The following is a 22,542-nucleotide window of genomic DNA, read 5'->3' on the forward strand; positions in this document are numbered from 1 at the left end:
CGCGGAAGGATCGGCCGTCCCATGAAAATCCAGGCGCTATGCATCGGCAATCCGGAACGGCTGCCGGGCAAGAGCTACAAGACCGGCATCTTCAAACATGCCGTCAACGGCGCGGTGATGATCGATGCCGAAGGGCTGGTCGGCGATGCCATCTGCAACCGCAAACACCATGGCGGCGTCGACCAGGCCGTCTATATCGAGGGATCGCTGACGCTCGATTGGTGGACGCAGCAACTCGGCCGTCCGTACGAGTCAGGCACGTTCGGCGAAAACATGGTGATCTCAGACCTCGACAATCGCGACGTTGCCGTCGGCGACCGGTTCGTCTCAGGCGATCTCGTCCTCGAGGTCAGCGCCTGCCGCATTCCCTGCGCCACCTTCGCCGCCAGGATGGCCGATCCGAAATTCGTCAAACGTTATACCGTGGCCGCCCGTCCCGGCATCTATTGTCGCGTCATCCGCGGCGGCGTCGCCGAAGCCGGAATGCCGGTGGAGCATCAGTCCTTTCCCGGCGAAAAAGTCACAATGGCGGAACTGATGGAAACTTTTGGCCGACGGCTTTCGGAGGCGGACCGGGCGCGATATCTCGCTGCTCCTATTCACTACAAGTTGCGCGCGATGCTTGACGCGCAACGGTAGGCGCAGGCTTGCCGGTGCGTCGCGAACGCGATTGTTACATCGTCCATCGCAACAGTGGTGAAAGTAAAGATTGAATCGCCGGCTGTCAGAACGGCAGCTTGAAACCGGGTGGAATCGGCAGGCCGGCGGTCAGTGCCTTGGTCTTTTCGGCGGCGAGCGCCTCGGCCTTGTCCTTGGCGTCCTTGTGGGCGGCGACGATCAGGTCCTCGAGGATCTCGACATCGTCTTCCTTGAACAGCGACGGGTCGATCTTCAGGCTCTTCAGCTCGCCCTTGCCCGAGATGACGGCGGTGACGAGGCCGCCGCCCGCCTTGCCTTCGGCCGTGAGCTCGGCGATCTCCGCCTGCATCTGCTCCATCTTGGCCTGCATTTCCTTGACTTTGCCCATCATGCCCATGATGTCGCGCATCGTCTCGCTCCTTCTTGAAATCAGAATTCTATATCGTCGCCGGGCAGGATATCACCGTCTTCCGATTCGGCGGCGGCAGGCGGCGTCGCCTCTTCCGCTTCTTCCTCGGGCGTCGGCGCCCTGACGCGCACGTCGATGATCTTGGCGCCCGGAAACTGCGCCAGGATCGCCGCGACATCCGGGTCCTGGCGGGCATCGCTGACGCGCTGTTGCTGTGCCTTGGCTTCCGCCTCCACCATCGTCGGTCCGCCTTCTTCGCGGCTGGTGCTGACGATCCAGTGGATGCCCGTCCATTCCTTCAGTTTGACGGCAAGCTCGTTCAGCAGCGTGCCCGGTGCGCCCTCGGTGAGGTTCACATCCAGCCGCCCGGATTCGATGCGGACGGGCCGCACGAAGTTGCGCACCAGTGCCTTCAGCTTGACGTCCCGTTTTTCGGCGGCGAGATCGACGATATCACTGATCGAATTGACCGGGACGAGCGGCTTCGGTGTCTCCGCCGGTTTCGTCTCGATCCGGCCGACTGGCATGGTCTCCGGCTGGCTGCTGGGCACGGCGCGCAGCATCGCCACCGGCGCGGACGCCTGCGGCTTGCCGGGCGCGATTTCCGGCGCGCGCGCCGCGACGCTGCTTTGATAGGGAACGCGCGTGCCGCCGCCGCCATTGCCGGAAGGCGGGGAGGCGGGCCGCGGGCCGGCATTGTCGGCGGAAAATTCGGCAAGCCGCCGCGCTGCATCCTCGGGCGCCGGCAGATGCGCCGCATGCGTGAGCCGGATCAGCACCATTTCGGCCGCACCCGCCGTCCGCGACGAGCCTTCCGTTTCCGGAATGCCCTTCAGCAGCATCTGCCAGATGCGCGACAGCGTCGTCACCGCGACGCCCTTGGCGAATTCCGCCGCCTTGGTGCGCTCGACTTCGCTGAGCGAAGGGTCGTTTGCCGCATCCGGCACATATTTCAGCCGCGTCACCAGATGGGTGAAATCGGCAAGATCGGTCAGCACCACCACCGGATTGGCGCCGGCCTCGTACTGGCTCTGAAATTCGCCGAGGGCTGCGGCCACATCACCCTTGACGACATGCTGGAACAGATCGACGATCCGGGCGCGGTCGGCAAGGCCGAGCATCCCGCGCACGGCTTCCGCCTGCACGGCGCCGGCGCCATGGGCGATCGCCTGGTCGAGCAGCGACAGGCCGTCGCGCGCCGAGCCTTCGGCCGCGCGTGCGATCATTGCCAGCGCATCCGGTTCGGCCTCGATGCCTTCCTTGGCGGCGATCGTCGAAAACAGCCCGACGAGATCCGACGCGCTGATGCGGCGCAGGTCGAAGCGCTGGCAGCGCGACAGCACCGTGATCGGCACCTTGCGGATTTCGGTGGTGGCGAAGATGAATTTCACATGCTCAGGCGGCTCTTCGAGCGTCTTCAGCAGGCCGTTGAAGGCCTGCGTCGAGAGCATGTGCACTTCGTCGATGATATAGACCTTGTAACGCGCCGAAACCGGGCGGTAGCGCACCTGCTCGATGATCTCTCTTATATCGTCGATACCGGTATGGGAGGCCGCGTCCATCTCGATCACGTCGACATGCCGGCCTTCCATGATCGCCTGGCAGTGCTCGCCGGGGGTGCGAAGGTCGATCGTCGGTTTGTCGATCTCCGACGTCTTGTAGTTCAGCGCCCGCGCCAGGATGCGTGCCGTCGTCGTCTTGCCGACGCCGCGCACGCCGGTCAGCATATAGGCCTGGGCGATGCGGCCGGTCTCGAAGGCATTGGTCAGGGTGCGGACCATCGGCTCCTGGCCGACCATCAGGTCCGTGAAATCCTTGGGGCGGTATTTGCGAGCCAGCACCCGGTATCCGGTGCCCGTCGAGGCGGCATCTTTTGATTGTCGCTCGGTGTCGCTCATCGCCCTGCTTGTCGCCCGGATCGTCGGGCACTTCGTGGAGAGAAGGTGGGAGGCTGGCACGATGACCCGTGCCGGGCTCGTTAGGGCTGCTTCCTTCCGGACCTGACCCGGTTGGCGAGTGGCTCGTCCACCACCAACCTCCCGGATGCACATATCGGCAATATCGTCATCAAAAGCAAGCCAACATGCGAAAAAACTGCTAGTCGTTGGAAAACATGGGAGGAATGCCTTTTGAACGGTTTCGTGCTCGACCCCCGGCTGGAAAACGACAGCACCAGCGTCATGGTCACCGGCCTCTGTGATCTCAGATTGTCGAGGGATGCCCGCTGGCCCTGGCTCATTCTCGTGCCGCGCCGGGCCGATATCACCGAAATCTTCGAGCTGACGCCGCTCGACCAGGTGCTGCTCGCCTTCGAGACGGACCTCGTCGCCAAAGCGCTCAAAGAGATCACCGGTGCTGCAAAAATCAATGTCGGGGCTCTTGGCAATATCGTCCGCCAGCTTCATGTTCATGTCATTGCCCGCTTCGAAGGCGACGCCAATTGGCCGGGTCCCGTCTGGGGGTTCGGGCGCGCGGAACCCTACGAGGACGGAAAGAGAGACGAATTCATAGCGAAGCTGCGGGAAGCCCTTTCATCATGAGTCATTCGCTTTTCGATTCGGATGTGCCGCATCCCGAACCCAGCAATCTCACGGCTTTTGCCGCCAATGACCTCAATCGCGATTCCGAGCATCGCGACGAACACTCCGTCGAAAAGGCGCTGGCAAGGGACGGCACGCATATCTTCGCCTTCGCCAGAGACAGGCTGGTGCTGAAGCATGACGGCCAGGTGCTCGATCCGCTTTTTGCCCGCTACGAGCTGCAGGAATTGCAGCCGGATTGGGACGAGACCGTGCTTCTCGGCTACCGCAAATCGGGCGAGCCGCGGCTCGCCGTCCCCGTCGGCATCGACGTCGACGATCTTGCCAGCCATTACAAGCCTGCCGACGGCCGTACTTTGTTTCGCGAAATGCTGATCGACGAGGTGCTGCTCGGCGAATTCGCCCAGGCCGCGAGCCTCATCCGCTGGAATGGCGACAACCGCTTCTGCGGCCGCTGCGGCTCGGCGATGGAGATCCACATCGGCGGCTACAAGCGGGTCTGCGCCGCCTGCGAACACATGATCTTTCCGCGCACCGACCCCGTCGTCATCATGCTGACGATCGACGAGAGCCGCGACCTCTGCCTGCTCGGCCGCAGCCCGCATTTTGCACCTGGCATGTATTCCTGCCTCGCCGGCTTCGTCGAACCCGGCGAGACCATCGAGAACGCCGTGCGCCGCGAAACGCTGGAGGAATCGGGCATCCGCACCGGCCGCATCCGCTACCACGCCTCGCAGCCCTGGCCGATGCCGCATTCGCTGATGATCGGCTGTTACGCCGAGGCGAAATCCACCGACATCAGCCGCGACGAGACCGAACTCGAGGATTGCCGCTGGTTCACCCGCGAGGAAACGATCGAGATGCTGGAACGCCCGAGCGCGACTGGCAAGGCCTCGCCGCCGAAAGGCGCGATCGCCCACCGCCTGATGCGCGACTGGGTGGAGTGGAAGCGCTAACACCATGCCGGTCGCCCGCTCGGAACGGCTGCTGACGCTGCTCCAGACGCTTCGGCGTTACCGGCGGCCGGTGACCGGCACCGTGCTTGCCGAGGAGACCGGCGTCAGCCTGCGTACGCTCTATCGCGACATTGCCAGCCTGCAGGCCCAAGGGGCGATGATCGAAGGCGAAGCCGGGATCGGCTACGTGCTGAGGCCGGGCTTGATGCTGCCACCGATGATGTTCTCCGAGGAGGAACTGGAAGCGCTGGTCCTCGGCTCGCGCTGGGTCGCGCGCGCCGCCGAACCGCGCCTGGCCGGCGCCGGCGCCGATGCGCTGGCCAAGATAGCCGCGGTGCTGCCGGCCGATATGCGGGAGATGATCGATTCGGCCGCCCTTTTCGTCGGCCCCAAGCGCCGGGACGAGGACAAGGCTGACGTTTCGGCGATCCGCCGGGCGATCCGTCTGGAGCGTATTCTCGAACTGCACTATGGCGACGAGCAGGGTCGAATTTCGCGCCGCCGCGTCTGGCCTTTCGCACTCGGCTATTTCGAGCATGTGCGGGTCCTCATGGCCTGGTGCGAGTTGCGCCAGGACTTCCGCCATTTCCGCACCGACCGCATTATCGACATGACGCTGCACGAGGTGCGTTATCCGCGCCGCCGAACGGTTCTCCTCAAGGAATGGCGCGAGCAGGACGTGCCGCTCGAGAACTGAAACGCTGCTGCCATAAACTGTCAGCAGTCGGCGTTATCATCAGTACCAGTCCACTACAGCGCCGCGCGTCTTTGGACGCGCAAAGGACGCTGTAGCATCCAAGGTTCCGCGCATCGTGCCGATGCGCTAGGGAAGGAGTACTGATCATGGCAATGCCTCCCGCCATCCATTTCGCCAACGAGCGTTTTACCGCTGAGACCTTTGCCGATGTGATTTCGGCCGAAACTTTTGCCGACGCCCACCAATCGGCGCGCTCCGGCTTGCTGCGACTGGTCATCGGCTTTCTCCGGAATCCCAGGGGAAGCCGCCCGAAACTCGATCTGGAATCGACACCGGATTCCTTGAAGCGCGACCTCGGCTTCATGGATGGGCGCGGCCCGCGCCGCGAGAATCGTTTTCCAGTCTAAATTCATCACCATTGACATTCCACCGGACGAAAACGGGGCGCCGCAGTTGCAGCGCCCCCACATCCTGCTGCCATCCATTGGCAGCAGCCGGGTCCGTCGTCCCTACCATTTCACATCAACGGGAGAGCCGAAAATGCCCAGCCCCAACCTGATAATCCTTTACGTCAAGGACCCCGGCGAAAGCGCCAGCTTCTACCGCAACCTCCTGAACCGAGAACCGGCCGTGGAAGCGCCGAATTTCGTTGCCTTTCCACTCGAGGGCGGCTTCACCCTCGGCCTCTGGCGGCGCAGCAAGGTCGAGCCGCAGCCCTCCGCCATCGGCAACCGCGGCGAAGTGGCGTTCATGGTGGCGGGGGAAAATGCCGTCGCCCGGCAGTATGAGGATTGGCGCGGCCGCGGCCTGCCGATCGCCCAGGAACTGACCGAACTGGATTTCGGCCCGACCTTCGTCGTGCTCGACCCGGACGGTCATCGACTGCGCGTCTGTGAGCCGGATAAATAATACTGATGTTGTGCCCGGAATGTGCAGCGCTTCCGGGCACATGCATAGAACAAAGACCTAAAGCAGGCCTCGCATCGCATGCCCCGTGTAGACGCCGAGGATGCGCACCTTCTCGGAGAAGAACCGCAGCTCCTCCAAGGCCCGGCGCACGTTCGGGTCGTTCGGATGGCCTTCGATATCGGCGTAGAACTGTGTCGCCACGAATCGTCCGCCGAGCTGATAGCTTTCGAGCTTCGTCATGTTGATGTTGTTGGTGGCAAAGCCGCCGAGCGCCTTGTAGAGCGCGGCCGGAATGTTGCGGACGTTGAAGACGAAGGTGGTGACGACCTTTTCCTCAGCCGAATTCCGTTGCGCCCATTCCTCGTCGCGCGACAGCACGACGAAGCGGGTGACGTTGTTTTCCGTATCCTCGACGTTTTCGGCGACGATCTCGAGCCCGTAGAGATCGGCGGCAAGGCGCGGCGCGAGCGCAGCCATCGTCCGGTCGCCGGTTTCCTTGACGAGCTTCGCCGCCCCCGCCGTATCGCCGGCGATGACAGGCTTCCAGCCATGGGCGCGGACGATCTTGCGGCACTGGCCGAGCGCGTGGATATGGCTGTGCACCGTGCGGATCTCGTCCTTGGTCACGCCAGGCAGCACCATTAGCTGGAAGCGGATCGGCATGAAATATTCGCCGATGATGTGGAGCCGCGATTCGGGCAGCAGATGGTGGATATCGGCGACACGCCCGGCGATCGTGTTCTCGATCGGGATCATCCCGATATCGGCGTCGCCATTGTCGACCGCCGTGAACGCATCCTCGAAAGTCTGGCAGGGCAGCGGCTCCATGGTCGGAAACATGTCCCGGCTGGCCATGTCGGAATTGGCGCCGAATTCGCCCTGGAAGGCGATCCTGTTGGTCTTGATGTTCATGATAGTTCCGTCAGTTCGACTTAGAGCATGATGCCGAAAAGTGTGAGCGGTTTTCGGACGACATCATGCTCTAACTCTTTAATTGAGAACAGGATTCAGATTTTAGGCCAACCGAGCCTAAAATCATCCTGTTCTGGCGGAGAGGATGCGCCGCGCTATTTCGAGGTCGGCGGGAGTATCGACACCGAGCGGAACCGTGTCAACGATCTCGGCGTCGATGCGCATGCCGGCCTCCAGCGCCCGCAGTTGCTCCAGCGATTCGCGCCTTTCGAGCGTCGAAGGTCCGAGCGAGACAAAGCGTTCCAGCGCCGCGCGCCGATAGGCGTAAAGGCCGATATGGTGGTAGAGCGGACCCTTGCCGTAAGGTGCGGTCGCCCGCGTGAAATAGAGCCCGCGCAGCCGGGTGTCGGAAACCGGCGAACCGACGACCTTGACGATGTGCGGCGCGGTTTTATCCGCTTCATTGTCGATTTCGGTCGTCAGCGTGCCGATATCGACCGCCTCGTTCTCGAGAGGGCGCAAAGCCGCGCGCACGGTTGCCGGATCGATCGTCGGCAGATCGCCCTGGACGTTGACGATGAATTTCGCCTTGCCGGCAGGATCGACTTTCTGCAGCGCCTCGAAGATCCGATCGGAACCCGATTGGTGATCCGAGCTGGTCATGACGACTTCGAAGCCGGCGGCAGAAACCGCGTCGAACACCCTGGCGTCGTCGACGGCGACGACGACGCGGCCGATCGCCGCCTCCTTGGCGCGCAGCGCCACCTGAACGATCATCGGCAGCCCGCAAATATCGGCGAGCGGCTTGCCCGGAAGCCGGGTGGAGGCCATCCGCGCCGGGATCAATACGAGCACACCGTCTAAATTTGAATCACTCATGGGTCGGGCCTTCTATTCCGGGCTGAAAAGTGTCAAAAAGTCTCACGCACAAGACCATTTAGACAGTTGCAACGATCAGCCAAAAGACATAGGTTCCGCGCGATTTCAAGATGGTCCGGTTATGGTCTGCCGGCTGCAAGGGGAGCATTGCAGATGAATTCATACGTCAATACGGCCGTGGGGGCGCTGCTCGGAACGATTTTCGTTCTGATGTCGGTCTCTATCGCGTCCGAAGGGATCTTCCATTCCGAAGCACCGGAAAAGGAAGGTTTCGCGATCGTTGCCGAAGAGGCGCCCGCCGCTGGTGGCGAAGCTGCGCCTGCCGCTGCTGCCGTTCCGATCGCGCAATTGCTTGCTTCTGCCGATGCCAAGGCCGGTGAAACGGTCTTCAAGAAGTGTCAGGCCTGTCATGACGGCACCAAAGGGGGACCGAACAAGGTCGGTCCCAACCTCTTTGGTGTCGTAGATCGCCCGATCGCCTCGCATGAGGGCTTTGCCTATTCCGCTGCCATGAAGGATTTCTCCAAGGGCAGCAGCGAAAAGTGGACCTTCGAATTCCTCAACAAGTTCCTGCTGGCGCCGAAGAAGGACGTTCCGGGCACCGCGATGGGCTTTGCCGGTCTGGCAAAGGATCAGGACCGCGCCAACGTCATTCTTTACCTGCACACGCTGGCCGATTCGCCGGTACCGCTGCCGGACCCGAACACCGCGACGCAGTAACGCGGACGCAACCATCGCACCTCGTGAAGAGCCCGGCCCGCGAAGCCGGGCTTTTTGTTGTGCGGAGCGTGTTCAGGCCCCCAGGAAATAGGCCCAGAGCGAGACGGTGATGGCGCCGAGCGCCGTCGTCACGGTGATCGTCGAGGCAGCAATGCTATGGCCGACGCCGAATCGGTTGGCGATCAGCCAGGCATTGACGCCCGTGGGCACCGAGGATGTCAGCACGATCGCCGCCGTCCATGCCGGGCTGAGGCCGAGTAGATGGCTCGCCGCCCAGACGCAGCCGGGCAGCAGCAGCAGCTTCAAGCTCGATGTCACGCTGGCGATACCGAGATTGCCGGAGATGCCGTATTTCTCCAGCGCCATGCCGAGCGAGATCAACGCCGCCGGACCGGCAATGCCGGCGATCTGCTTGACGACGGTTGCCAGGGTGACCGGCATGGCGAGACCGGAAAGATGCATGGCCATGCCGGCCGCAAGCCCGATCACCAGCGGATTGCGCACCAGATTGACGGCGATCTGGCGCAGCACCAGCACCATGCTGCGATCGCTTTTGCCGGCGATCTTGCGCTCGGCATGCTCCATCAGCACCGTGCCGGCGACCATCATCACCGGCAGATGCACGGCGAGCAGGATCGACAGCGCCACCAGTCCTTCGTCGCCGACCGTGCGCTCAACGAGCGGCAGGCCGATGAAGATATTATTGGCGAAAGCCGAGGAAACGCCGGCCAGCACGCCGATCCGCTCGTCGCGGCCGAAGAGGCGTGTGGCGGCGATATGGCCGGTCGCCCAGGTGATCGCAACGCCTGAGAAATAGACGATCCACAGCCGGAAAGGCGAGGCGCCGTGAAAATCCGCCTCGGCGATGGTGCGGAAGAGTAAGAGCGGCACGGCGATCTTGAAGACGAATTCGCTGAGCGCTTCGCCGACATTCGATGCCATCAAGCCGCTGCGGACGATCACCCAGCCGATGAGGATCAGGATGAAAATGGGAAGAACGTCGAGAATGATAGCTGACATGGGGGAGGCTGCTTTGCGCGGGGAATAAACGACCACAGCGCCGCGCCTCTCGTGAGACGCGTAAGGACGCAGCAGCACTTTGAATTCCTTATGCAGTAGCAGCAAACGGCTTGGATTGAAAAGGCAATCGCCGCCGCTCCGGCGGCATTCGGAAAACAAAAAAAGCGGGCACAGCCCGCTTTTCCGCTCCGGCCTTGCCGGATATCCGATCGCAAAGCTGCCAGTTCATCCGTGGTCAGCATCGCGCCGGTAAGATCGAGGGCATCATCCCTCGTGCGCCCGGCTGCAACCGAAAGCTGCTCATGCCGGTCTTCTTGCGACTATTTCTAGATTCGGAAAATGACAGGGGCATGACGAATAGGCGGCAGTTTGCGAAGAAATAGCCGCGCCATCCACCATTTATTCTTCCAAAGCGCGGAAATTTCGCTAAGACCAAACCCCGGCTATCACAAATCCGGGACTCCCCATTTCATGACAAGATTCGATGTTCTGACAGTCGGCAACGCAATCGTGGACATTATTGCCCGTTGCGACGACCAGTTCCTCATTGACAACCAGATCACCAAGGCGGCGATGAACCTCATCGACGCCGAACGGGCCGAACTCTTGTATTCGCGCATGGGGCCGGCGCTGGAAGCCTCCGGCGGCAGCGCCGGCAATACGGCGGCCGGCGTTGCGAACCTCGGCGGCAAGGCTGCCTATTTCGGCAATGTCGCTGCCGATCAGCTCGGCGACATCTTCACCCACGACATTCGCGCCCAGGGCGTTCACTACCAGACGAAGCCCAAGGGCACCTTTCCGCCAACGGCGCGTTCGATGATCTTCGTCACCGAGGACGGCGAGCGGTCGATGAACACCTATCTCGGCGCCTGCGTCGAACTCGGGCCCGAGGACGTCGAGGCCGATGTCGTGGCCGACGCCAAGGTCACCTATTTCGAAGGTTATCTCTGGGACCCGCCGCGCGCCAAGGAAGCGATCCTCGATTGTGCCCGCATCGCCCATCAAAACGGCCGGGAAGTGTCGATGACGCTGTCCGACAGTTTCTGCGTCGGCCGTTATCGCGGCGAATTCCTCGATCTGATGCGCTCCGGCAAGATCGATATCGTCTTCGCCAATCGCCAGGAAGCGCTGTCGCTCTACGAAACCGATGATTTCGAAGAGGCGCTGAACAGGATCGCCGCCGATTGCAAGATCGCCGCCGTGACGATGAGCGAGGATGGCGCCGTCATCCTGAAGGGCCGCGAGCGTTATTACGTCGATGCGATCAGGATCAGGGAAGTCGTCGATACGACGGGTGCCGGCGATCTCTTCGCCTCCGGCTTCCTTTACGGCTATACCCAGGGGCGCTCGCTGGAGGATTGCGGCAAGCTCGGCTGCCTCGCCGCCGGCATCGTCATCCAGCAGATCGGCCCGCGCCCGATGACCTCGCTGTCCGAGGCTGCCAGGCAGGCAGGGCTTATTTAAAGGCTTCGCCGGGATAGGCGCCCCAGATTTCCGACTGCGCTACCCAACCGGAGGCGCCGTCGGTTTCGGCGCGGCACCAGTCGCCGTTGCACTCGCCGATCGTCAGCATCACGCCGGGTTCCAGCTTGGCAACGATCGATGCGGAAGGCTGCGCCTCGCGGCGCAGATTGACGAACACGCCCTTGGCCTTCGTCTTCATCCACGGGGCGGCGATCGCCGCGCGCTGGCCTGACAGCAGCGATTGGTTGACCCAGCCTTCGGTGCCGTCGGCATCGCGGATGCGGCGCCAGTTGTCGTATTCCTGGATGATCTCCACCGGCAGGCCGGATTTCAAGTACATCCACGAAACGGCATAATCCGTTCCCGGGCCGATGCGCAGGTTGACGCGCTTGGATTTCAGCGTGACGAAACGCGGCAATGGCAGCCCGCTTGGCCCCTTGGCGGCCTGCGCATGGGCGAATTCGACAGTTCCCATGGAGGCGGCCAGAGCGATGGCAAGGGCAAGGCAGGACTTCAGGACTTTGCTGCGCATGGAAGTTTCCGTTTGCTCGAATTCGCGGGCAGGCCCGGCCTGCTCGCGGTCCGGGCTCTGACATTCCCACGGCTGCACCGCGAGTTTTGTTTGTCTTCGCGTGCGGGTCTGGTAGAAAATGCCCGGATGGGAAAATTATCACCCCTCTTGGTTAAAGACCTCTGAACAAGGCACCACAGCCAGCCATGACAGCGAAGAAAAAACCGAAGGTCTACATCACCCGCAAGCTGCCCGATGCCGTCGAAACCCGCATGCGCGAGCTCTTCGACGCCGAGCTGAACATCGACGACGCGCCGCGTTCGGTTCCCGAGCTCGTCGCCGCCGTCAAGACCGCCGACGTGCTGGTGCCGACCGTCACCGATCGCATCGACGCGGCGCTGATCGATCAAGCCGGGCCGCAGATGAAGCTGATTGCGAGCTTTTCCAACGGCACCGACCATATCGACGTCGAGGCGGCGGCGCGCAAGGGCATTACCGTCACCAACACGCCGAACGTCCTGACCGAGGATACCGCCGATATGACCATGGCGCTTATTCTCGCGGTTCCGAGAAGGCTCGGCGAAGGTGCGCGCGTGCTGACCGACAAGCCGGGCGAATGGGCGGGCTGGTCTCCCACCTGGATGCTCGGCCGGCGCATTCACGGCAAGCGCATCGGCATCGTCGGCATGGGCCGCATCGGCACGGCGGTCGCCCGCCGCGCCAAGGCTTTCGGCCTGTCGATCCACTACCACAACCGCAAGCGCGTCAATCCGGCCGTCGAGGATGAACTGGAGGCGACCTATTGGGAAAGCCTCGACCAGATGCTCGCCCGCGTCGACATCGTCTCGGTCAATTGTCCGTCGACGCCGGCGACCTTCCACCTGATCTCGGCGCGCCGGCTGGCGCTGCTGCAGCCGACCGCCTATCTCGTCAACACCGCGCGCGGCGATGTGGTCGATGAAGCGGCGCTGATCAAATCTCTGAGGGAGGGCCGGATCGCCGGCGCCGGCCTCGACGTCTTCGAAAACGAGCCTGCCGTCAATCCGAAGCTCGTCAAGCTCGCCAATGAGGGCAAGGTCGTGCTGCTGCCGCATATGAGCTCGGCGACGATCGAAGGCCGCATCGATATGGGCGACAAGGTCATCATCAATATCCGCACCTTCATCGACGGTCACAGGCCGCCGAACCGGGTGCTGCCCGGCCGTTGAAGCAGGCTAAACTGGATTCAGGCGGGGCGGATCGGCGGGAGAATCTTGCGCATCTCGACGAATGTCGTTCTGGCAAAGCCGGGATGCGCCTTTTCGGCGGTTCTCAAAAATCCCCAGGCGGTAAAGACGGCGTGATTGTCGGTGAGTTCGATGCGCGTTTCCAGCCGCAAAGCGGGAAGACCGAGCCTTGCGGCCGTCTGTTCGGCAATCGTCAACAGCCGCCTGCCGAGGCCCTTGCCCTGAAGCCCGGCCAGAACGGCGAGCTTGCCGACATAGAGACAGTCGGCCTCCGGCCGCAGGAATAGGCAGCCGATCAGCTTTTCGCCGTCGATGGCGACATGGCCGATCTCGGCCCTGGCCTTTTCGGCCAGCGACTCCGCCGTCAGCGCGAGCGCCGAGGACGGCGGATCGATCCTGCCGTTCATCGAGGCGAAGGAGGCGAGGATGAGCGCGAGCAGTTCATCCCAGCGCGTGAAATTATGATCAAGAGGAATAATCGTCATCCGGCCTGTCTTTGTGTGGTGTGGCGTCTTTTGTAGCGGACAGTGTCGAACCGGGCCTTGAGCGCGTCATAGAGCAGCAGCCGTCCGATCAGCGGTTCGCCGCTGCCGGTGACGAGCTTGATCGCCTCCATCGCCATCATCGTACCGATGACGCCGGTCAACGCGCCGATGATGCCGGCCTCGGCGCAAGATGGAATCAGCCCCGCCGGCGGCGCTTCCGGAAACAGGTCACGATAACAAGGGTTGGGCGTCCCGTCCTCGGCGCTCTCATAGGGCTTGAGAACCGTTACCGAGCCGTCGAAACGCCCGACCGCGCCGCTGACGAGCGGAATGCGTGCTTCCTCGGCCGCATCGGCGGCGGCGTAACGTGTGTCGAAATTGTCGGAGCCGTCGATCAGCAGATCGAAGCCGGACAGTTGCCGGGAGGCGGTCTCCGGAGAAAAGCGCTCCTCGAAGCGGATCAGCCGGACATGCGGATTGAGCCTGGCGATGGCGACGGCAGCACTTTCCGTCTTCAATTCGCCGATCGTACCGGAATCATGGATCACCTGGCGCTGTAGGTTCGACAGCGACACCCGGTCGTCGTCGACGATACCGAGCGTGCCGATCCCGGCTGCGGCCAGATATTGCAGCACCGGCGCACCGAGGCCGCCTGCGCCGATCACCAGCACACGGGCGGCTTTCAGCCTCTGCTGGCCGGCGCCGCCGATCTCGGGAAGCAGGATGTGGCGGTGATAGCGGGCGATTTCATCAGGGCTGAGCGGTTCCATGGCGCCGATATTATCATGGCGCCCGCCGCCGGGAAAAGCCGCCTCGCTCATTCGAACACCCTTCCCTCGGCAACCGTGAAGAACTGCGCCCTGTCGCCGAGCGCCGAAAACATCGCGCTATCGGTGCCGGTCATAAAGGCCTGGCCGCCGAGCCCGTCGATGAGGTCGAACAGCGCGGCGCGGCGGCCCTCGTCGAGATGGGCGGCAATCTCGTCAAGCAGCAGGATCGGCGCATGGCCGGTGAGATTGCCGACGAGGCGCGCATGCGCTAGCACCATGCCGACTAGCAGCGCTTTCTGCTCGCCGGTGGAGCAGCGTTCCGCCTCCATCGCCTTTTCTCGGTGATGCACGATGAGATCGGCCCGGTGCGGCCCCTCCAGCGTCCGCCCTGCGCCGGCGTCCCGGTAGCGGCTCTCCGCCAGCAGGGCCGCGTATTCGTCCTCGAGGTCGACCGACGGGCGCGAAAACTGACCATCCATAAAACCCGAAAGCTGCAGCGATGCCGAAGGGAAGGGCGAGCTTTCGCGCGTTTCCTCGATCAGCCGGGTCAGCAGGCCGAGCATCTCCTGGCGGGCGAGCGCCATGGCGATGCCGAGGCTCGCCATCTGTTCCTCGATGCCGGCAAGCCAGGAGGGGTCGAAGCGGCCTTCATCCAGCAATTTGTTGCGGCTGCGCATGGCGCGCTCGAAATCGCTGGCGCGGCGGCCATGGGCGGGATCAAGCGACAGCACCAGCCGGTCGAGAAAGCGGCGCCGGTCGGAGGAGGCGCCGGTAAACAGGCCGTCCATCGCCGGTGTCAGCCAGAGAAGCCGCAGATGGTCGGTCAGTTCGTCGGCGGTCTTGGCCGCAGTACCGTTGATCCGCAGCCTGCGGATGGTGGTTTCTTCGCCGGTTTCGACGCCGGTGCCGATTTCGACTTCGCCTTCCATGCCGTCGAGCGCGGCGAAGATCGAGAAACGGCCGGCCGCGCCGACACGGGTAATGTCGCCATAGGCGGCCCGGCGCAGGCCGCGGCCCGGCGACAGCAGCGAAACCGCTTCCATCAGATTGGTCTTGCCGGCGCCGTTGTCTCCCGTCAGCACGGCGTGCCGGCCGTCAAGGGCAAAGGCCGCCGCCGCATAATTGCGGAAGTCTGTCAGCTTCAGACGGGAAAGAGCAACCTTGTGCGGCATCGAATGTCCGGAATCGTGAAGCGTGACAGCTAAGCCTAAGCGGCGTTGATGGCAAGGCTCGCGGCTTTGCTGCGGTGATCGCCGGCGCCACTGGCCGGCAGGGACCTGTTTCGGGCGCAATGGCGCGTGGGACCGAATTCTCGTTAAAAATACAACCTGAAGACGGATGCTCCGACGTCGCCGGGGCGCGGTGGCCGCCGGTCTTTTTCAATGCCCGCTAGCCCCGGATATGCGAGGTTTTGCCACAATTGCTCCCGCGACTGACGTAACGTAAGGCCAAAAAAAAGCTGGTTGAATTTTGCAACTGTACGGTTGAGTTATCCTGTGAAAACGATATGGTAAACGAAGTGTTTATGTATCAGAGAGTGAAGAAGTGCCAGATCCGGTTGATATTATCGTTGGTCGCAACGTAAGACAGTTTCGCGCCCTTCGCCGTGTGTCGCAGCTCGAGCTTGGCGAAGCACTCGGACTGACTTTCCAGCAGATCCAGAAATACGAAAAAGGGACGAACCGCGTTTCCGCCAGCAAGCTGCATCAGATCGCGATGTTTCTCGATGTCGAGATCTCCGCTCTGTTCGAGGGAGCCGGCATGTCGCAATTCGGCGGCCGTATCGAACTCAGCCCCGACGCCTATGCGCTGGCACTGACCTATGACAGGCTGAACTCGTCGGCCGGCAAGGAAGCGGTCAAGACCATCCTGACGATCATGAGTGGGGAAACGGTCGAAAGCGCGGCCTGATCTCGCCGGAGCCCGATCAGGCGCCCGTTCAAGCTCTGCAGCATGTCACGGTCAGCGCCAGTGTTAGTGGATCTCGCATTCATGCAGCGCCATCAGCAGGTCGTCCTGGGTCTGGTGGCCGGCATGATAAAGGTCGATGGCGATACTGGCGATGGAAAGCCCCTGCTGGCTGCGAAGCTTGATGTTGCGCTCGGCGCACCATGTGTAGATGGCGCCGGCGAGAACGTCGACGTCTTCGGACTGGGAGGTAAAGGCTGGCGCCATGGCAGATACCCTTGATTTGGTTGTTCCCGCGCGTCTGAAGGACGCTGTCTCATTGTGAGTCCGCGCAAAATCCTTTCCTGATATCGATTCCGATTTTCAAGGTTATGCGCTGAAGGCAGAGACTGAATTCATTTGGAAAACTTGCAAGCGGCATCATTCGGCTGCGTTAATGTAAGCCATGTTCCGCTCCGCCGTCGTGCCGATCCGGGACAAATTCCTCGATGCGAACGGTGGATGTGCCAAATCGGGACCCATGGAATCCAAAAAGCCGGAGACGTTTCCGTCCCCGGCTTTCGAGATGGATTATCGATCGCGGCTCAGCCTTCGAAGAATTCCTTCATCCGGGCGAAGAAGCCCGTCGATTCGGGATTGTTCTCCTTGGAGGAAAGCTGCTCGAATTCCTGCAGCAGCTCGCGCTGGCGCTTGGTCAGCTTTTGCGGCGTCTCGATCTGGATCTGGATGTAGAGATCGCCTGTCTGCGCCGAACGCAGCACCGGCATGCCCTTGCTCTTCAGGCGGAACTGTTTGCCGGCCTGCGTGCCCTCGGGCACGCTGACGCGCGACTTGGTGCCGTCGAGCGTCGCCACGTCGAAGGTGCCGCCGAGCGCGGCCGTCGTCATCGAGATCGGAACGGCGCAATAGAGATCGGCGCCGTCGCGCTGGTAGAATTCATGCGGCTTCACCGACAGGAAGATATAGAGGTCGCCTGCCGGTCCGCCGCGGGCGCCGGCTTCGCCCTCGCCCTGCAGGCGGATGCGTGTGCCGTCCTCGATGCCGGCGGGAATGTTGACCGAGAGCGAACGCTCCTCCGTCACCCGGCCCTGGCCGTGGCATTTCGGGCAGGGATCGGGAATGATCTGGCCGCGGCCGTGGCAGGTCGGGCAGGTCCGCTCGATCGAGAAGAAGCCCTGTGCGGCGCGCACGCGCCCGCTTCCCTGGCAGGTGCCGCAATTCTTCGGCTGCGTGCCGGGTTTGGCGCCCGATCCCGAACAGACGTCGCAGGTGATCGAGGTGGGAACGCGGATTTGCGCCGTCTTGCCGGAGAAGGCCTCTTCCAGCGTGATTTCCATATTGTAACGAAGGTCGGCGCCGCGCTCGCGGCCGCCCGACGAGCGTTGGCGCGCCCGTCCGCCGCCCATCATCTCGCCGAAGATGTCCTCGAAGATGTCGGAGAAGCCGCCGCCGGCAAATCCGCCGCCGCCACCGCCGCCCATGCCGCCATGCTCGAAAGCAGCATGGCCGTAGCGATCATAGGCCGCCCGCTTCTGCGGGTCCTTGAGCATCTCGTAGGCTTCGTTGATTTCCTTGAACTTGCGTTCGGCGTCCTTGTCATCCGGGTTTTTGTCCGGATGGAATTTCATCGCCAGCTTGCGGAAGGCGCTCTTCAGCTCTTTCTCATCCGCCGTCTTGGCTACACCCAGAGTTTCGTAAAAGTCCGCTTTTGCCATTAAGGATTAAACCCCGGAAATGGATTTCCGGCTGCCATGGTGAGCAGCCGGATCAAGTGTTGAAGCATAACCACGCCGTCGCGGATTACGCGGACTTTTTGCGGTCGTCGTCCTTGATTTCCTCGTAGTCGGCATCGACGACATTGTCGCCGCCTTCCGCGGAGGCATCGCCGGCAGCGCCGCCTTCGGCCTGCTGCGCTTCATAGATCGCCTGGCCGAGTTTCATCGACACTTCCATCAGCGTCTGGGTCTTGGCCTTGATGTCGTCGGCATCCGGCTCGGTTGCTTCCGAAGCGGTCTTCAGCGCGGCGATCGCATCGGAGATCGCGGTGCGGTCGGCCTCGGAAACCTTGTCGCCGTAATCCTTCAGCGACTTTTCGGTCGAGTGGATCAGGCTTTCGGCCTGGTTCCGGGCTTCGACGGCCTCGCGGCGCTTCTTGTCCTCGGTGGCATGGGCTTCGGCATCTTTCACCATCTTCTCGATGTCGGCGTCGGAAAGACCGCCGGAAGCCTGGATGCGGATCTGCTGTTCCTTGCCGGTGCCCTTGTCCTTGGCCGAAACCTGCACGATGCCGTTGGCGTCGATGTCGAAGGTGACTTCGATCTGCGGCATGCCGCGCGGCGACGGCGGCAGGCCGACGAGGTCGAACTGGCCGAGCAGCTTGTTGTCGGCAGCCATTTCACGCTCGCCCTGCGAAACGCGGATGGTCACGGCCTGCTGGTTGTCTTCGGCGGTCGAGAAGGTCTGGCTCTTCTTCGTCGGGATCGTCGTGTTGCGTTCGATCAGGCGGGTGAAGACGCCACCGAGCGTTTCGATGCCGAGCGACAGCGGCGTGACGTCGAGCAGCAGCACGTCCTTGACGTCGCCCTGCAGAACACCGGCCTGGATGGCGGCGCCGAGTGCGACCACTTCATCCGGGTTGACGCCCTTGTGCGGCTCCTTGCCGAACAGCTGCTTGACGACTTCCTGGACCTTCGGCATGCGGCTCATGCCGCCGACGAGAACCACTTCGTCGATTTCGGCCGCGGTGACGCCGGCATCCTTGAGGGCTGCCTTGCACGGCGCGATCGTGCGCTGGACCAGATCGTCGACCAGGCTCTCGAGCTTGGCGCGGGTCAGCTTCAGCGTCAGGTGCTTCGGGCCGGAGGCATCGGCGGTGATGAACGGCAGGTTGATTTCGGTCTGCTGCGAGGACGAAAGCTCGATCTTGGCCTTTTCGGCAGCTTCTTTGAGGCGCTGCAGGGCAAGCTTGTCGTTCTTCAGGTCGATGCCGTTGTCGCGCTTGAATTCGCCGACGAGATATTCGACGAGACGCATGTCGAAGTCTTCACCGCCGAGGAACGTATCGCCGTTGGTGGACTTCACTTCGAAGACGCCGTCGCCGATCTCGAGGATCGAGATATCGAAGGTGCCGCCGCCAAGGTCGTAGACGGCAATCGTCTTGCCTTCTTTTTTGTCGAGGCCGTAGGCGAGCGCGGCAGCGGTCGGCTCGTTGATGATGCGCAGAACTTCAAGACCGGCGATGCGGCCGGCATCCTTGGTTGCCTGGCGCTGAGCGTCGTTGAAATAGGCGGGAACGGTGATGACGGCCTTTTCGACCTTTTCGCCGAGGTAGGACTCGGCGGTTTCCTTCATCTTCTGAAGGATCATCGCGGAAATCTGTGCGGGCGAGTAGCCCTTGCCATTGGCTTCGACCCAGGCGTCGCCATTGTCGCCCTTGACGATGGTGAAGGGAACGAGGTGCTTGTCCTTCTCGACGGTCGGATCTTCATAGCGGCGGCCGATCAGGCGCTTGACTGCAAAGAGCGTGTTTGTCGGGTTGGTGACCGCCTGGCGCTTGGCCGGCTGGCCGACGAGGCGTTCGCTATCCTCGGAAAAGGCCACCATGGAAGGGGTCGTGCGCGCACCTTCCGCATTCTCGATAACCTTCGCGTCCTTGCCGTCCATGACTGCGACGCAGGAATTCGTCGTTCCAAGGTCGATACCAATTACTTTTGCCATGTCATTCTCTCCTTGAAGCAAGCTGTCTGAACCCCGAGAAGGCATTCCCTGACAGCCCCTTACGGGATGGGTCTACTTAAGATTACGCAATCGTGATTGCGGTGATGCGGCGTATATAAGGAGCGGTTTTCTGGACTGCAAGGCGGGAAATGGCCCGGAATCCAGCAAAACGAATGTGTTGCAGTCAATTTTGACAGTCGCCGGGAACGAGCCCGCCCGCCGTCCGGAAAGCGGCCGATTTATAGACCATCCGGTTTGTCCAGGCCATGCAGCAAAACATCTCACTGGCCCATGATCAGATCGAGCAGCGTCGTGCGCCGCGGCTGGACGGAAGAGGTCGACTGCGGCCCCCCGACGTCGCCGGGCGGCACTATGCCGTCGTAGCCGGAACCGCCGCCTTCGGCAATGTCGCCTGGAGGAACCGGCCCGTTGCCGGAGGTCGCGCTCGGTTGCCGGACAGGCGCCTGCGGATAGCGGTTTGAATTGCCGTCGCCGCCGAAGACACCGGAAATAATGCCGCCGATCGTCGAGGGCGGCGCCTCTGCCGTCATCGGCTGCCCGTTGGCCAACTGTCCATCGCCTGGTGCTGTCTGCGCCATCGGCTGGCCATTGGGATCGTCGATCAGCTGGCCGTTGCCGAAGAGCGGCGCCGGCGAAAGACCCTTATGGGCGGCGATCATGAATTCCTTCCAGGCTTTGGCAGGAAGACCGCCGCCCGTCACCTTCTTCATCGGCTTGCCGTCATCATTGCCGAACCAGACGCCGGTGGTGAGGTTGCTGGTGAAGCCGACGAAAAGCGCGTCGCGCGAATTCTGCGTCGTGCCGGTCTTTCCCGCTGCCTGCCAGCCGGGGATCTTGGCGCTCTTGCCGGTGCCGTTGTCGATGACGCCCATCATCATCGCATCCATCTCGGCGGCGATCTGCTCGGACAGCACGCGCGGGGGGCTGTCATAGGTGTTTTCGTAGAGAACCTTGCCCTCGGCGGTCGTCACCCGGCGGATGACGTGCGGCGTCGCCTTGTAGCCGCCGTTCATGAAGGCCGCATAGGAGGCGGTGAGCTCCATCAGCGACACCTCGGACGTGCCGAGCGCGATCGAGGCGTTCGGCTGCAGCTCGCTTTCGATGCCGAGCCGGTGGGCGAGCTTGATCACCTGATCCGGCCCGTCATACATCACCAGCTGAGCGGCCACCGTGTTCAGCGACTTGGCGAGTGCGGTCGCCAGCGTTACCTCGCCATTGTATTTCTTCTCGTAATTTTCGGGCGTCCAGTCACCGATACGGATCGGCGCGTCGTTGAACACCGAAAAGGGCGTCAGTCCTTTTTCGAGTGCGGCGGCATAAACGAAGGGCTTGAACGAGGAGCCTGGCTGGCGTTTGGCCTTAACGGCGCGGTTGAACTGGCTCGTCGCATAGTCCCTGCCGCCGACGAGCGCCCGGATTGCGCCGGTGCCGTCGATCGACACCAACGCCGCCTGAGAGGCGTCGAGCTTTCCGCCCTCCTTGTCGAGCACGTCGACCAGCGATTGCTCGGCCTTCTTCTCCAGCGACTTGTCGATGGTGGTATCGACGATGACGTCCTCCTTGACGTCGCCGATCAGGCCCGGCAGCTCGTCCATCACCATGTCGGCGACATAGTGTCCGGCACCAGACCAATAGCTCTTGGCGGAAGCCGGGGTCTGCGACATTGCGGTCTTGACCTCGGAATCGGTGATGAAGCCCTGTTCGCGCATTGCCGCAAGCACGAGCTGCGCGCGCGCATTGGCGGCGTCCGGGTCGCGGGCCGGCGAAAGTCGCGACGGCGCCTTGAGCAGGCCGGCCAGCACCGCGGCCTCTCCGAGGTTGACGTCACGCGCCGACTTGTTGAAATAACGGCGCGACGCCGCCTCGACGCCATAGGCGTTCGATCCGAAGAACACCCGGTTGAGATACATGGCAAGGATCTGGTCCTTGGTGTATTTCTGCTCCAGCCAGAGCGAAAGCAGCACCTCCTGCACCTTGCGTTCCAGCGTCCTTTCAGGGGAGAGGAAGAGGTTCTTGGCAAGCTGCTGCGTCAGCGTCGAGCCACCCTGCACCATGTGGCCGGCCGTGAAGTTGGTGACGATCGCCCGGCCGAGGCCGAGCGGGTCGACGCCGAAATGCGAATAGAAACGCCGGTCCTCGATGGCGATGACGGCTTCCGGAATATAGGGCGACATGTTTTCGAGCGACAACGCCTCGCCGCCGGTGGCGCCGCGATTGGCGATGACGCTGCCGTCGACGGCGGTGATCTTGACGTTCGGTGGTCGTTCCGGAATCGCCCAAGTGCTGGCGCTCGGCATGCGCGAGCCATAATAGACGACAAGCCCGGCAACGCCGATGCCGACCCAGATGAACAGCACGATACACCAGTAGACCACCCGGCGCAGGAAGCCGAAAAAACTGCCGCCTTCGCGCTCCCGCGGCTCGCGCCGCCGCCGCGGGGCAGGGCGTTCCGGCGGCGGCTTGGAGCTGCCACGCCGTGTGGATCGGCTCCCGGCAATGCGGTCATCGGCATCGAGGGAAAACTGGTCATCGTCGCGTGCCGGGCGGCCGCTGAAGGACGGTTCGATTCTGTCGCCTGATCTACCTCTGCCCGCCATCGCCGACCGGTCACACCCCATGTTCGATCGCGAAGCGTGACTTCGCACAACGGCACTCTTCTACTGCGCCACGCATCAAAAGACGCGCAAAGGACGCGGCAGCACTTTGAACTGCTGCATAATTTTCCCCTTAAACCGATTCCGATTGAAGGATGAAATCAT

23 protein-coding genes and 1 other RNA gene are annotated in these 22,542 nt (G+C 62.6%); 10 read left to right on the top strand and 14 right to left on the bottom strand.

The annotated features are described in order from the left end of the window. Positions 1-21: 21 nt before the first annotated feature. Positions 22-639, top strand: coding sequence for an MOSC domain-containing protein (locus tag AMK05_RS00830; RefSeq protein WP_171899734.1), 618 nt, complete (start codon positions 22-24; stop codon positions 637-639). Between the two features lie 85 nt (positions 640-724). Here AMK05_RS00830 and AMK05_RS00835 read toward each other — a convergent pair whose 3' ends face one another. From AMK05_RS00835 to ffs, 3 genes are all read right to left on the bottom strand, one after another. Continuing rightward, the gene (locus AMK05_RS00835) at positions 725-1,048 is read right to left on the bottom strand and encodes a YbaB/EbfC family nucleoid-associated protein (RefSeq protein WP_064693315.1); all 324 of its coding nucleotides are present in this window, start codon (positions 1,046-1,048) and stop codon (positions 725-727) included. 20 nt (positions 1,049-1,068) lie between these two features. Next, entirely contained in the window at positions 1,069-2,946 is a 1,878-nt protein-coding gene (locus AMK05_RS00840; RefSeq protein WP_064835690.1) for a DNA polymerase III subunit gamma/tau, read from the bottom strand. A 45-nt stretch (positions 2,947-2,991) separates the two neighbouring features. After that, positions 2,992-3,088, bottom strand: an RNA gene (gene ffs, locus AMK05_RS00845) — signal recognition particle sRNA small type. An 89-nt stretch (positions 3,089-3,177) separates the two neighbouring features. Between ffs and AMK05_RS00850 the strand changes: the two genes are divergently transcribed. The 5 genes from AMK05_RS00850 (at position 3,178) to AMK05_RS00870 (ending at position 6,150) form a co-directional block, all read left to right on the top strand. Beyond that, positions 3,178-3,588: an HIT domain-containing protein gene (locus AMK05_RS00850; RefSeq protein ID WP_064835692.1), complete on the top strand. Its 411-nt coding sequence runs from the start codon at positions 3,178-3,180 to the stop codon at positions 3,586-3,588. Next, on the top strand, positions 3,585-4,544 hold the full coding sequence (nudC, locus tag AMK05_RS00855; RefSeq protein WP_064826674.1) for an NAD(+) diphosphatase: 960 nt from the start codon (positions 3,585-3,587) through the stop codon (positions 4,542-4,544). The genes AMK05_RS00850 and nudC overlap by 4 nt, the downstream gene beginning before the upstream one ends. A gap of 4 nt (positions 4,545-4,548) precedes the next feature. Beyond that, positions 4,549-5,241 carry a helix-turn-helix transcriptional regulator gene (locus tag AMK05_RS00860; RefSeq protein WP_064835694.1) on the top strand — a complete coding sequence of 231 codons (693 nt, stop codon included), beginning with the start codon at positions 4,549-4,551 and terminating at the stop codon, positions 5,239-5,241. A gap of 146 nt (positions 5,242-5,387) precedes the next feature. After that, complete coding sequence (locus AMK05_RS00865; protein WP_064835696.1) at positions 5,388-5,648, top strand: hypothetical protein; 261 nt, start codon at positions 5,388-5,390, stop codon at positions 5,646-5,648. Between the two features lie 133 nt (positions 5,649-5,781). Beyond that, positions 5,782-6,150, top strand: coding sequence for a VOC family protein (locus tag AMK05_RS00870; protein WP_064835698.1), 369 nt, complete (start codon positions 5,782-5,784; stop codon positions 6,148-6,150). Positions 6,151-6,207: 57 nt separating this feature from the next. On the opposite strand, the gene AMK05_RS00875 is transcribed toward AMK05_RS00870, so the two are convergent. Beyond that, positions 6,208-7,062, bottom strand: a complete 855-nt coding sequence (locus AMK05_RS00875) for a prephenate dehydratase (RefSeq protein ID WP_064835700.1) — start codon at positions 7,060-7,062, stop codon at positions 6,208-6,210. 123 nt (positions 7,063-7,185) lie between these two features. Then, the gene (locus AMK05_RS00880) at positions 7,186-7,941 is read right to left on the bottom strand and encodes a 3-deoxy-manno-octulosonate cytidylyltransferase (RefSeq protein ID WP_064835702.1); all 756 of its coding nucleotides are present in this window, start codon (positions 7,939-7,941) and stop codon (positions 7,186-7,188) included. Positions 7,942-8,094: 153 nt separating this feature from the next. Between AMK05_RS00880 and AMK05_RS00885 the strand changes: the two genes are divergently transcribed. Next, a complete protein-coding gene (locus AMK05_RS00885) occupies positions 8,095-8,661 on the top strand; it encodes a c-type cytochrome (protein ID WP_064835704.1) in 567 nt (188 codons plus the stop codon). A gap of 72 nt (positions 8,662-8,733) precedes the next feature. Here AMK05_RS00885 and AMK05_RS00890 read toward each other — a convergent pair whose 3' ends face one another. Next, a complete protein-coding gene (locus AMK05_RS00890) occupies positions 8,734-9,681 on the bottom strand; it encodes an AEC family transporter (RefSeq protein ID WP_064841229.1) in 948 nt (315 codons plus the stop codon). A 471-nt stretch (positions 9,682-10,152) separates the two neighbouring features. On the opposite strand from AMK05_RS00890, the gene AMK05_RS00895 reads away from it, so the two are divergent. Continuing rightward, complete coding sequence (locus AMK05_RS00895; RefSeq protein ID WP_064835706.1) at positions 10,153-11,145, top strand: adenosine kinase; 993 nt, start codon at positions 10,153-10,155, stop codon at positions 11,143-11,145. On the opposite strand, the gene AMK05_RS00900 is transcribed toward AMK05_RS00895, so the two are convergent. After that, on the bottom strand, positions 11,138-11,677 hold the full coding sequence (locus AMK05_RS00900) for an SH3 domain-containing protein (protein WP_049731252.1): 540 nt from the start codon (positions 11,675-11,677) through the stop codon (positions 11,138-11,140). The genes AMK05_RS00895 and AMK05_RS00900 overlap by 8 nt on opposite strands. Before the next feature lie 185 nt (positions 11,678-11,862). Here AMK05_RS00900 and AMK05_RS00905 point away from each other — a divergent pair, with 185 nt between their 5' ends. Further along, a complete protein-coding gene (locus AMK05_RS00905; RefSeq protein ID WP_064835708.1) occupies positions 11,863-12,864 on the top strand; it encodes a 2-hydroxyacid dehydrogenase in 1,002 nt (333 codons plus the stop codon). Between the two features lie 17 nt (positions 12,865-12,881). Here AMK05_RS00905 and AMK05_RS00910 read toward each other — a convergent pair whose 3' ends face one another. Genes AMK05_RS00910 through recF form a run of 3 tightly spaced genes read right to left on the bottom strand, consistent with a single transcriptional unit; the run spans position 12,882 to position 15,309 of the window. After that, positions 12,882-13,367, bottom strand: coding sequence for a GNAT family N-acetyltransferase (locus tag AMK05_RS00910; RefSeq protein ID WP_064835710.1), 486 nt, complete (start codon positions 13,365-13,367; stop codon positions 12,882-12,884). Beyond that, positions 13,364-14,188: a molybdopterin-synthase adenylyltransferase MoeB gene (locus tag AMK05_RS00915; RefSeq protein WP_064835712.1), complete on the bottom strand. Its 825-nt coding sequence runs from the start codon at positions 14,186-14,188 to the stop codon at positions 13,364-13,366. The genes AMK05_RS00910 and AMK05_RS00915 overlap by 4 nt, the downstream gene beginning before the upstream one ends. Continuing rightward, a complete protein-coding gene (gene recF / locus AMK05_RS00920; protein ID WP_064835714.1) occupies positions 14,185-15,309 on the bottom strand; it encodes a DNA replication/repair protein RecF in 1,125 nt (374 codons plus the stop codon). Before recF ends, AMK05_RS00915 begins: the two co-directional genes overlap by 4 nt. 373 nt (positions 15,310-15,682) lie before the next feature. Between recF and AMK05_RS00925 the strand changes: the two genes are divergently transcribed. Further along, complete coding sequence (locus AMK05_RS00925) at positions 15,683-16,048, top strand: helix-turn-helix domain-containing protein (RefSeq protein ID WP_064835716.1); 366 nt, start codon at positions 15,683-15,685, stop codon at positions 16,046-16,048. 63 nt (positions 16,049-16,111) lie between these two features. On the opposite strand, the gene AMK05_RS00930 is transcribed toward AMK05_RS00925, so the two are convergent. From AMK05_RS00930 to AMK05_RS00945, 4 genes are all read right to left on the bottom strand, one after another. Continuing rightward, positions 16,112-16,312, bottom strand: a complete 201-nt coding sequence (locus AMK05_RS00930) for a hypothetical protein (protein WP_049731246.1) — start codon at positions 16,310-16,312, stop codon at positions 16,112-16,114. A gap of 317 nt (positions 16,313-16,629) precedes the next feature. Further along, on the bottom strand, positions 16,630-17,760 hold the full coding sequence (gene dnaJ, locus AMK05_RS00935; protein WP_012559503.1) for a molecular chaperone DnaJ: 1,131 nt from the start codon (positions 17,758-17,760) through the stop codon (positions 16,630-16,632). An 85-nt stretch (positions 17,761-17,845) separates the two neighbouring features. Continuing rightward, positions 17,846-19,762 (bottom strand): molecular chaperone DnaK, encoded by a 1,917-nt coding sequence (gene dnaK, locus AMK05_RS00940; protein WP_064835718.1) that lies wholly within the window; start codon positions 19,760-19,762, stop codon positions 17,846-17,848. 281 nt (positions 19,763-20,043) lie between these two features. Continuing rightward, on the bottom strand, positions 20,044-22,380 hold the full coding sequence (locus AMK05_RS00945; protein WP_064835720.1) for a transglycosylase domain-containing protein: 2,337 nt from the start codon (positions 22,378-22,380) through the stop codon (positions 20,044-20,046). Between the last annotated feature and the right edge of the window lie 162 nt (positions 22,381-22,542).

This window comes from Rhizobium sp. N324, from assembly GCF_001664485.1.
In the GTDB taxonomy this organism is placed as follows: domain Bacteria; phylum Pseudomonadota; class Alphaproteobacteria; order Rhizobiales; family Rhizobiaceae; genus Rhizobium.

What these genes read in the sequence shown, in the direction of transcription:
- AMK05_RS00830 (WP_171899734.1), top strand. Translation starts at nt 22, where the DNA reads ATGAAAATCCAGGCGCTATGCATCGGCAATCCGGAACGGCTGCCGGGC.
- AMK05_RS00835 (WP_064693315.1), bottom strand. Translation starts at nt 1,048, where the DNA reads ATGCGCGACATCATGGGCATGATGGGCAAAGTCAAGGAAATGCAGGCC.
- AMK05_RS00840 (WP_064835690.1), bottom strand. Translation starts at nt 2,946, where the DNA reads ATGAGCGACACCGAGCGACAATCAAAAGATGCCGCCTCGACGGGCACC.
- nudC (WP_064826674.1), top strand. Translation starts at nt 3,585, where the DNA reads ATGAGTCATTCGCTTTTCGATTCGGATGTGCCGCATCCCGAACCCAGC.
- AMK05_RS00860 (WP_064835694.1), top strand. Translation starts at nt 4,549, where the DNA reads ATGCCGGTCGCCCGCTCGGAACGGCTGCTGACGCTGCTCCAGACGCTT.
- AMK05_RS00865 (WP_064835696.1), top strand. Translation starts at nt 5,388, where the DNA reads ATGGCAATGCCTCCCGCCATCCATTTCGCCAACGAGCGTTTTACCGCT.
- AMK05_RS00870 (WP_064835698.1), top strand. Translation starts at nt 5,782, where the DNA reads ATGCCCAGCCCCAACCTGATAATCCTTTACGTCAAGGACCCCGGCGAA.
- AMK05_RS00875 (WP_064835700.1), bottom strand. Translation starts at nt 7,062, where the DNA reads ATGAACATCAAGACCAACAGGATCGCCTTCCAGGGCGAATTCGGCGCC.
- AMK05_RS00880 (WP_064835702.1), bottom strand. Translation starts at nt 7,941, where the DNA reads ATGAGTGATTCAAATTTAGACGGTGTGCTCGTATTGATCCCGGCGCGG.
- AMK05_RS00885 (WP_064835704.1), top strand. Translation starts at nt 8,095, where the DNA reads ATGAATTCATACGTCAATACGGCCGTGGGGGCGCTGCTCGGAACGATT.
- AMK05_RS00890 (WP_064841229.1), bottom strand. Translation starts at nt 9,681, where the DNA reads ATGTCAGCTATCATTCTCGACGTTCTTCCCATTTTCATCCTGATCCTC.
- AMK05_RS00895 (WP_064835706.1), top strand. Translation starts at nt 10,153, where the DNA reads ATGACAAGATTCGATGTTCTGACAGTCGGCAACGCAATCGTGGACATT.
- AMK05_RS00900 (WP_049731252.1), bottom strand. Translation starts at nt 11,677, where the DNA reads ATGCGCAGCAAAGTCCTGAAGTCCTGCCTTGCCCTTGCCATCGCTCTG.
- AMK05_RS00905 (WP_064835708.1), top strand. Translation starts at nt 11,863, where the DNA reads ATGACAGCGAAGAAAAAACCGAAGGTCTACATCACCCGCAAGCTGCCC.
- AMK05_RS00910 (WP_064835710.1), bottom strand. Translation starts at nt 13,367, where the DNA reads ATGACGATTATTCCTCTTGATCATAATTTCACGCGCTGGGATGAACTG.
- AMK05_RS00915 (WP_064835712.1), bottom strand. Translation starts at nt 14,188, where the DNA reads ATGAGCGAGGCGGCTTTTCCCGGCGGCGGGCGCCATGATAATATCGGC.
- recF (WP_064835714.1), bottom strand. Translation starts at nt 15,309, where the DNA reads ATGCCGCACAAGGTTGCTCTTTCCCGTCTGAAGCTGACAGACTTCCGC.
- AMK05_RS00930 (WP_049731246.1), bottom strand. Translation starts at nt 16,312, where the DNA reads ATGGCGCCAGCCTTTACCTCCCAGTCCGAAGACGTCGACGTTCTCGCC.
- dnaJ (WP_012559503.1), bottom strand. Translation starts at nt 17,760, where the DNA reads ATGGCAAAAGCGGACTTTTACGAAACTCTGGGTGTAGCCAAGACGGCG.
- dnaK (WP_064835718.1), bottom strand. Translation starts at nt 19,762, where the DNA reads ATGGCAAAAGTAATTGGTATCGACCTTGGAACGACGAATTCCTGCGTC.
- AMK05_RS00945 (WP_064835720.1), bottom strand. Translation starts at nt 22,380, where the DNA reads ATGGCGGGCAGAGGTAGATCAGGCGACAGAATCGAACCGTCCTTCAGC.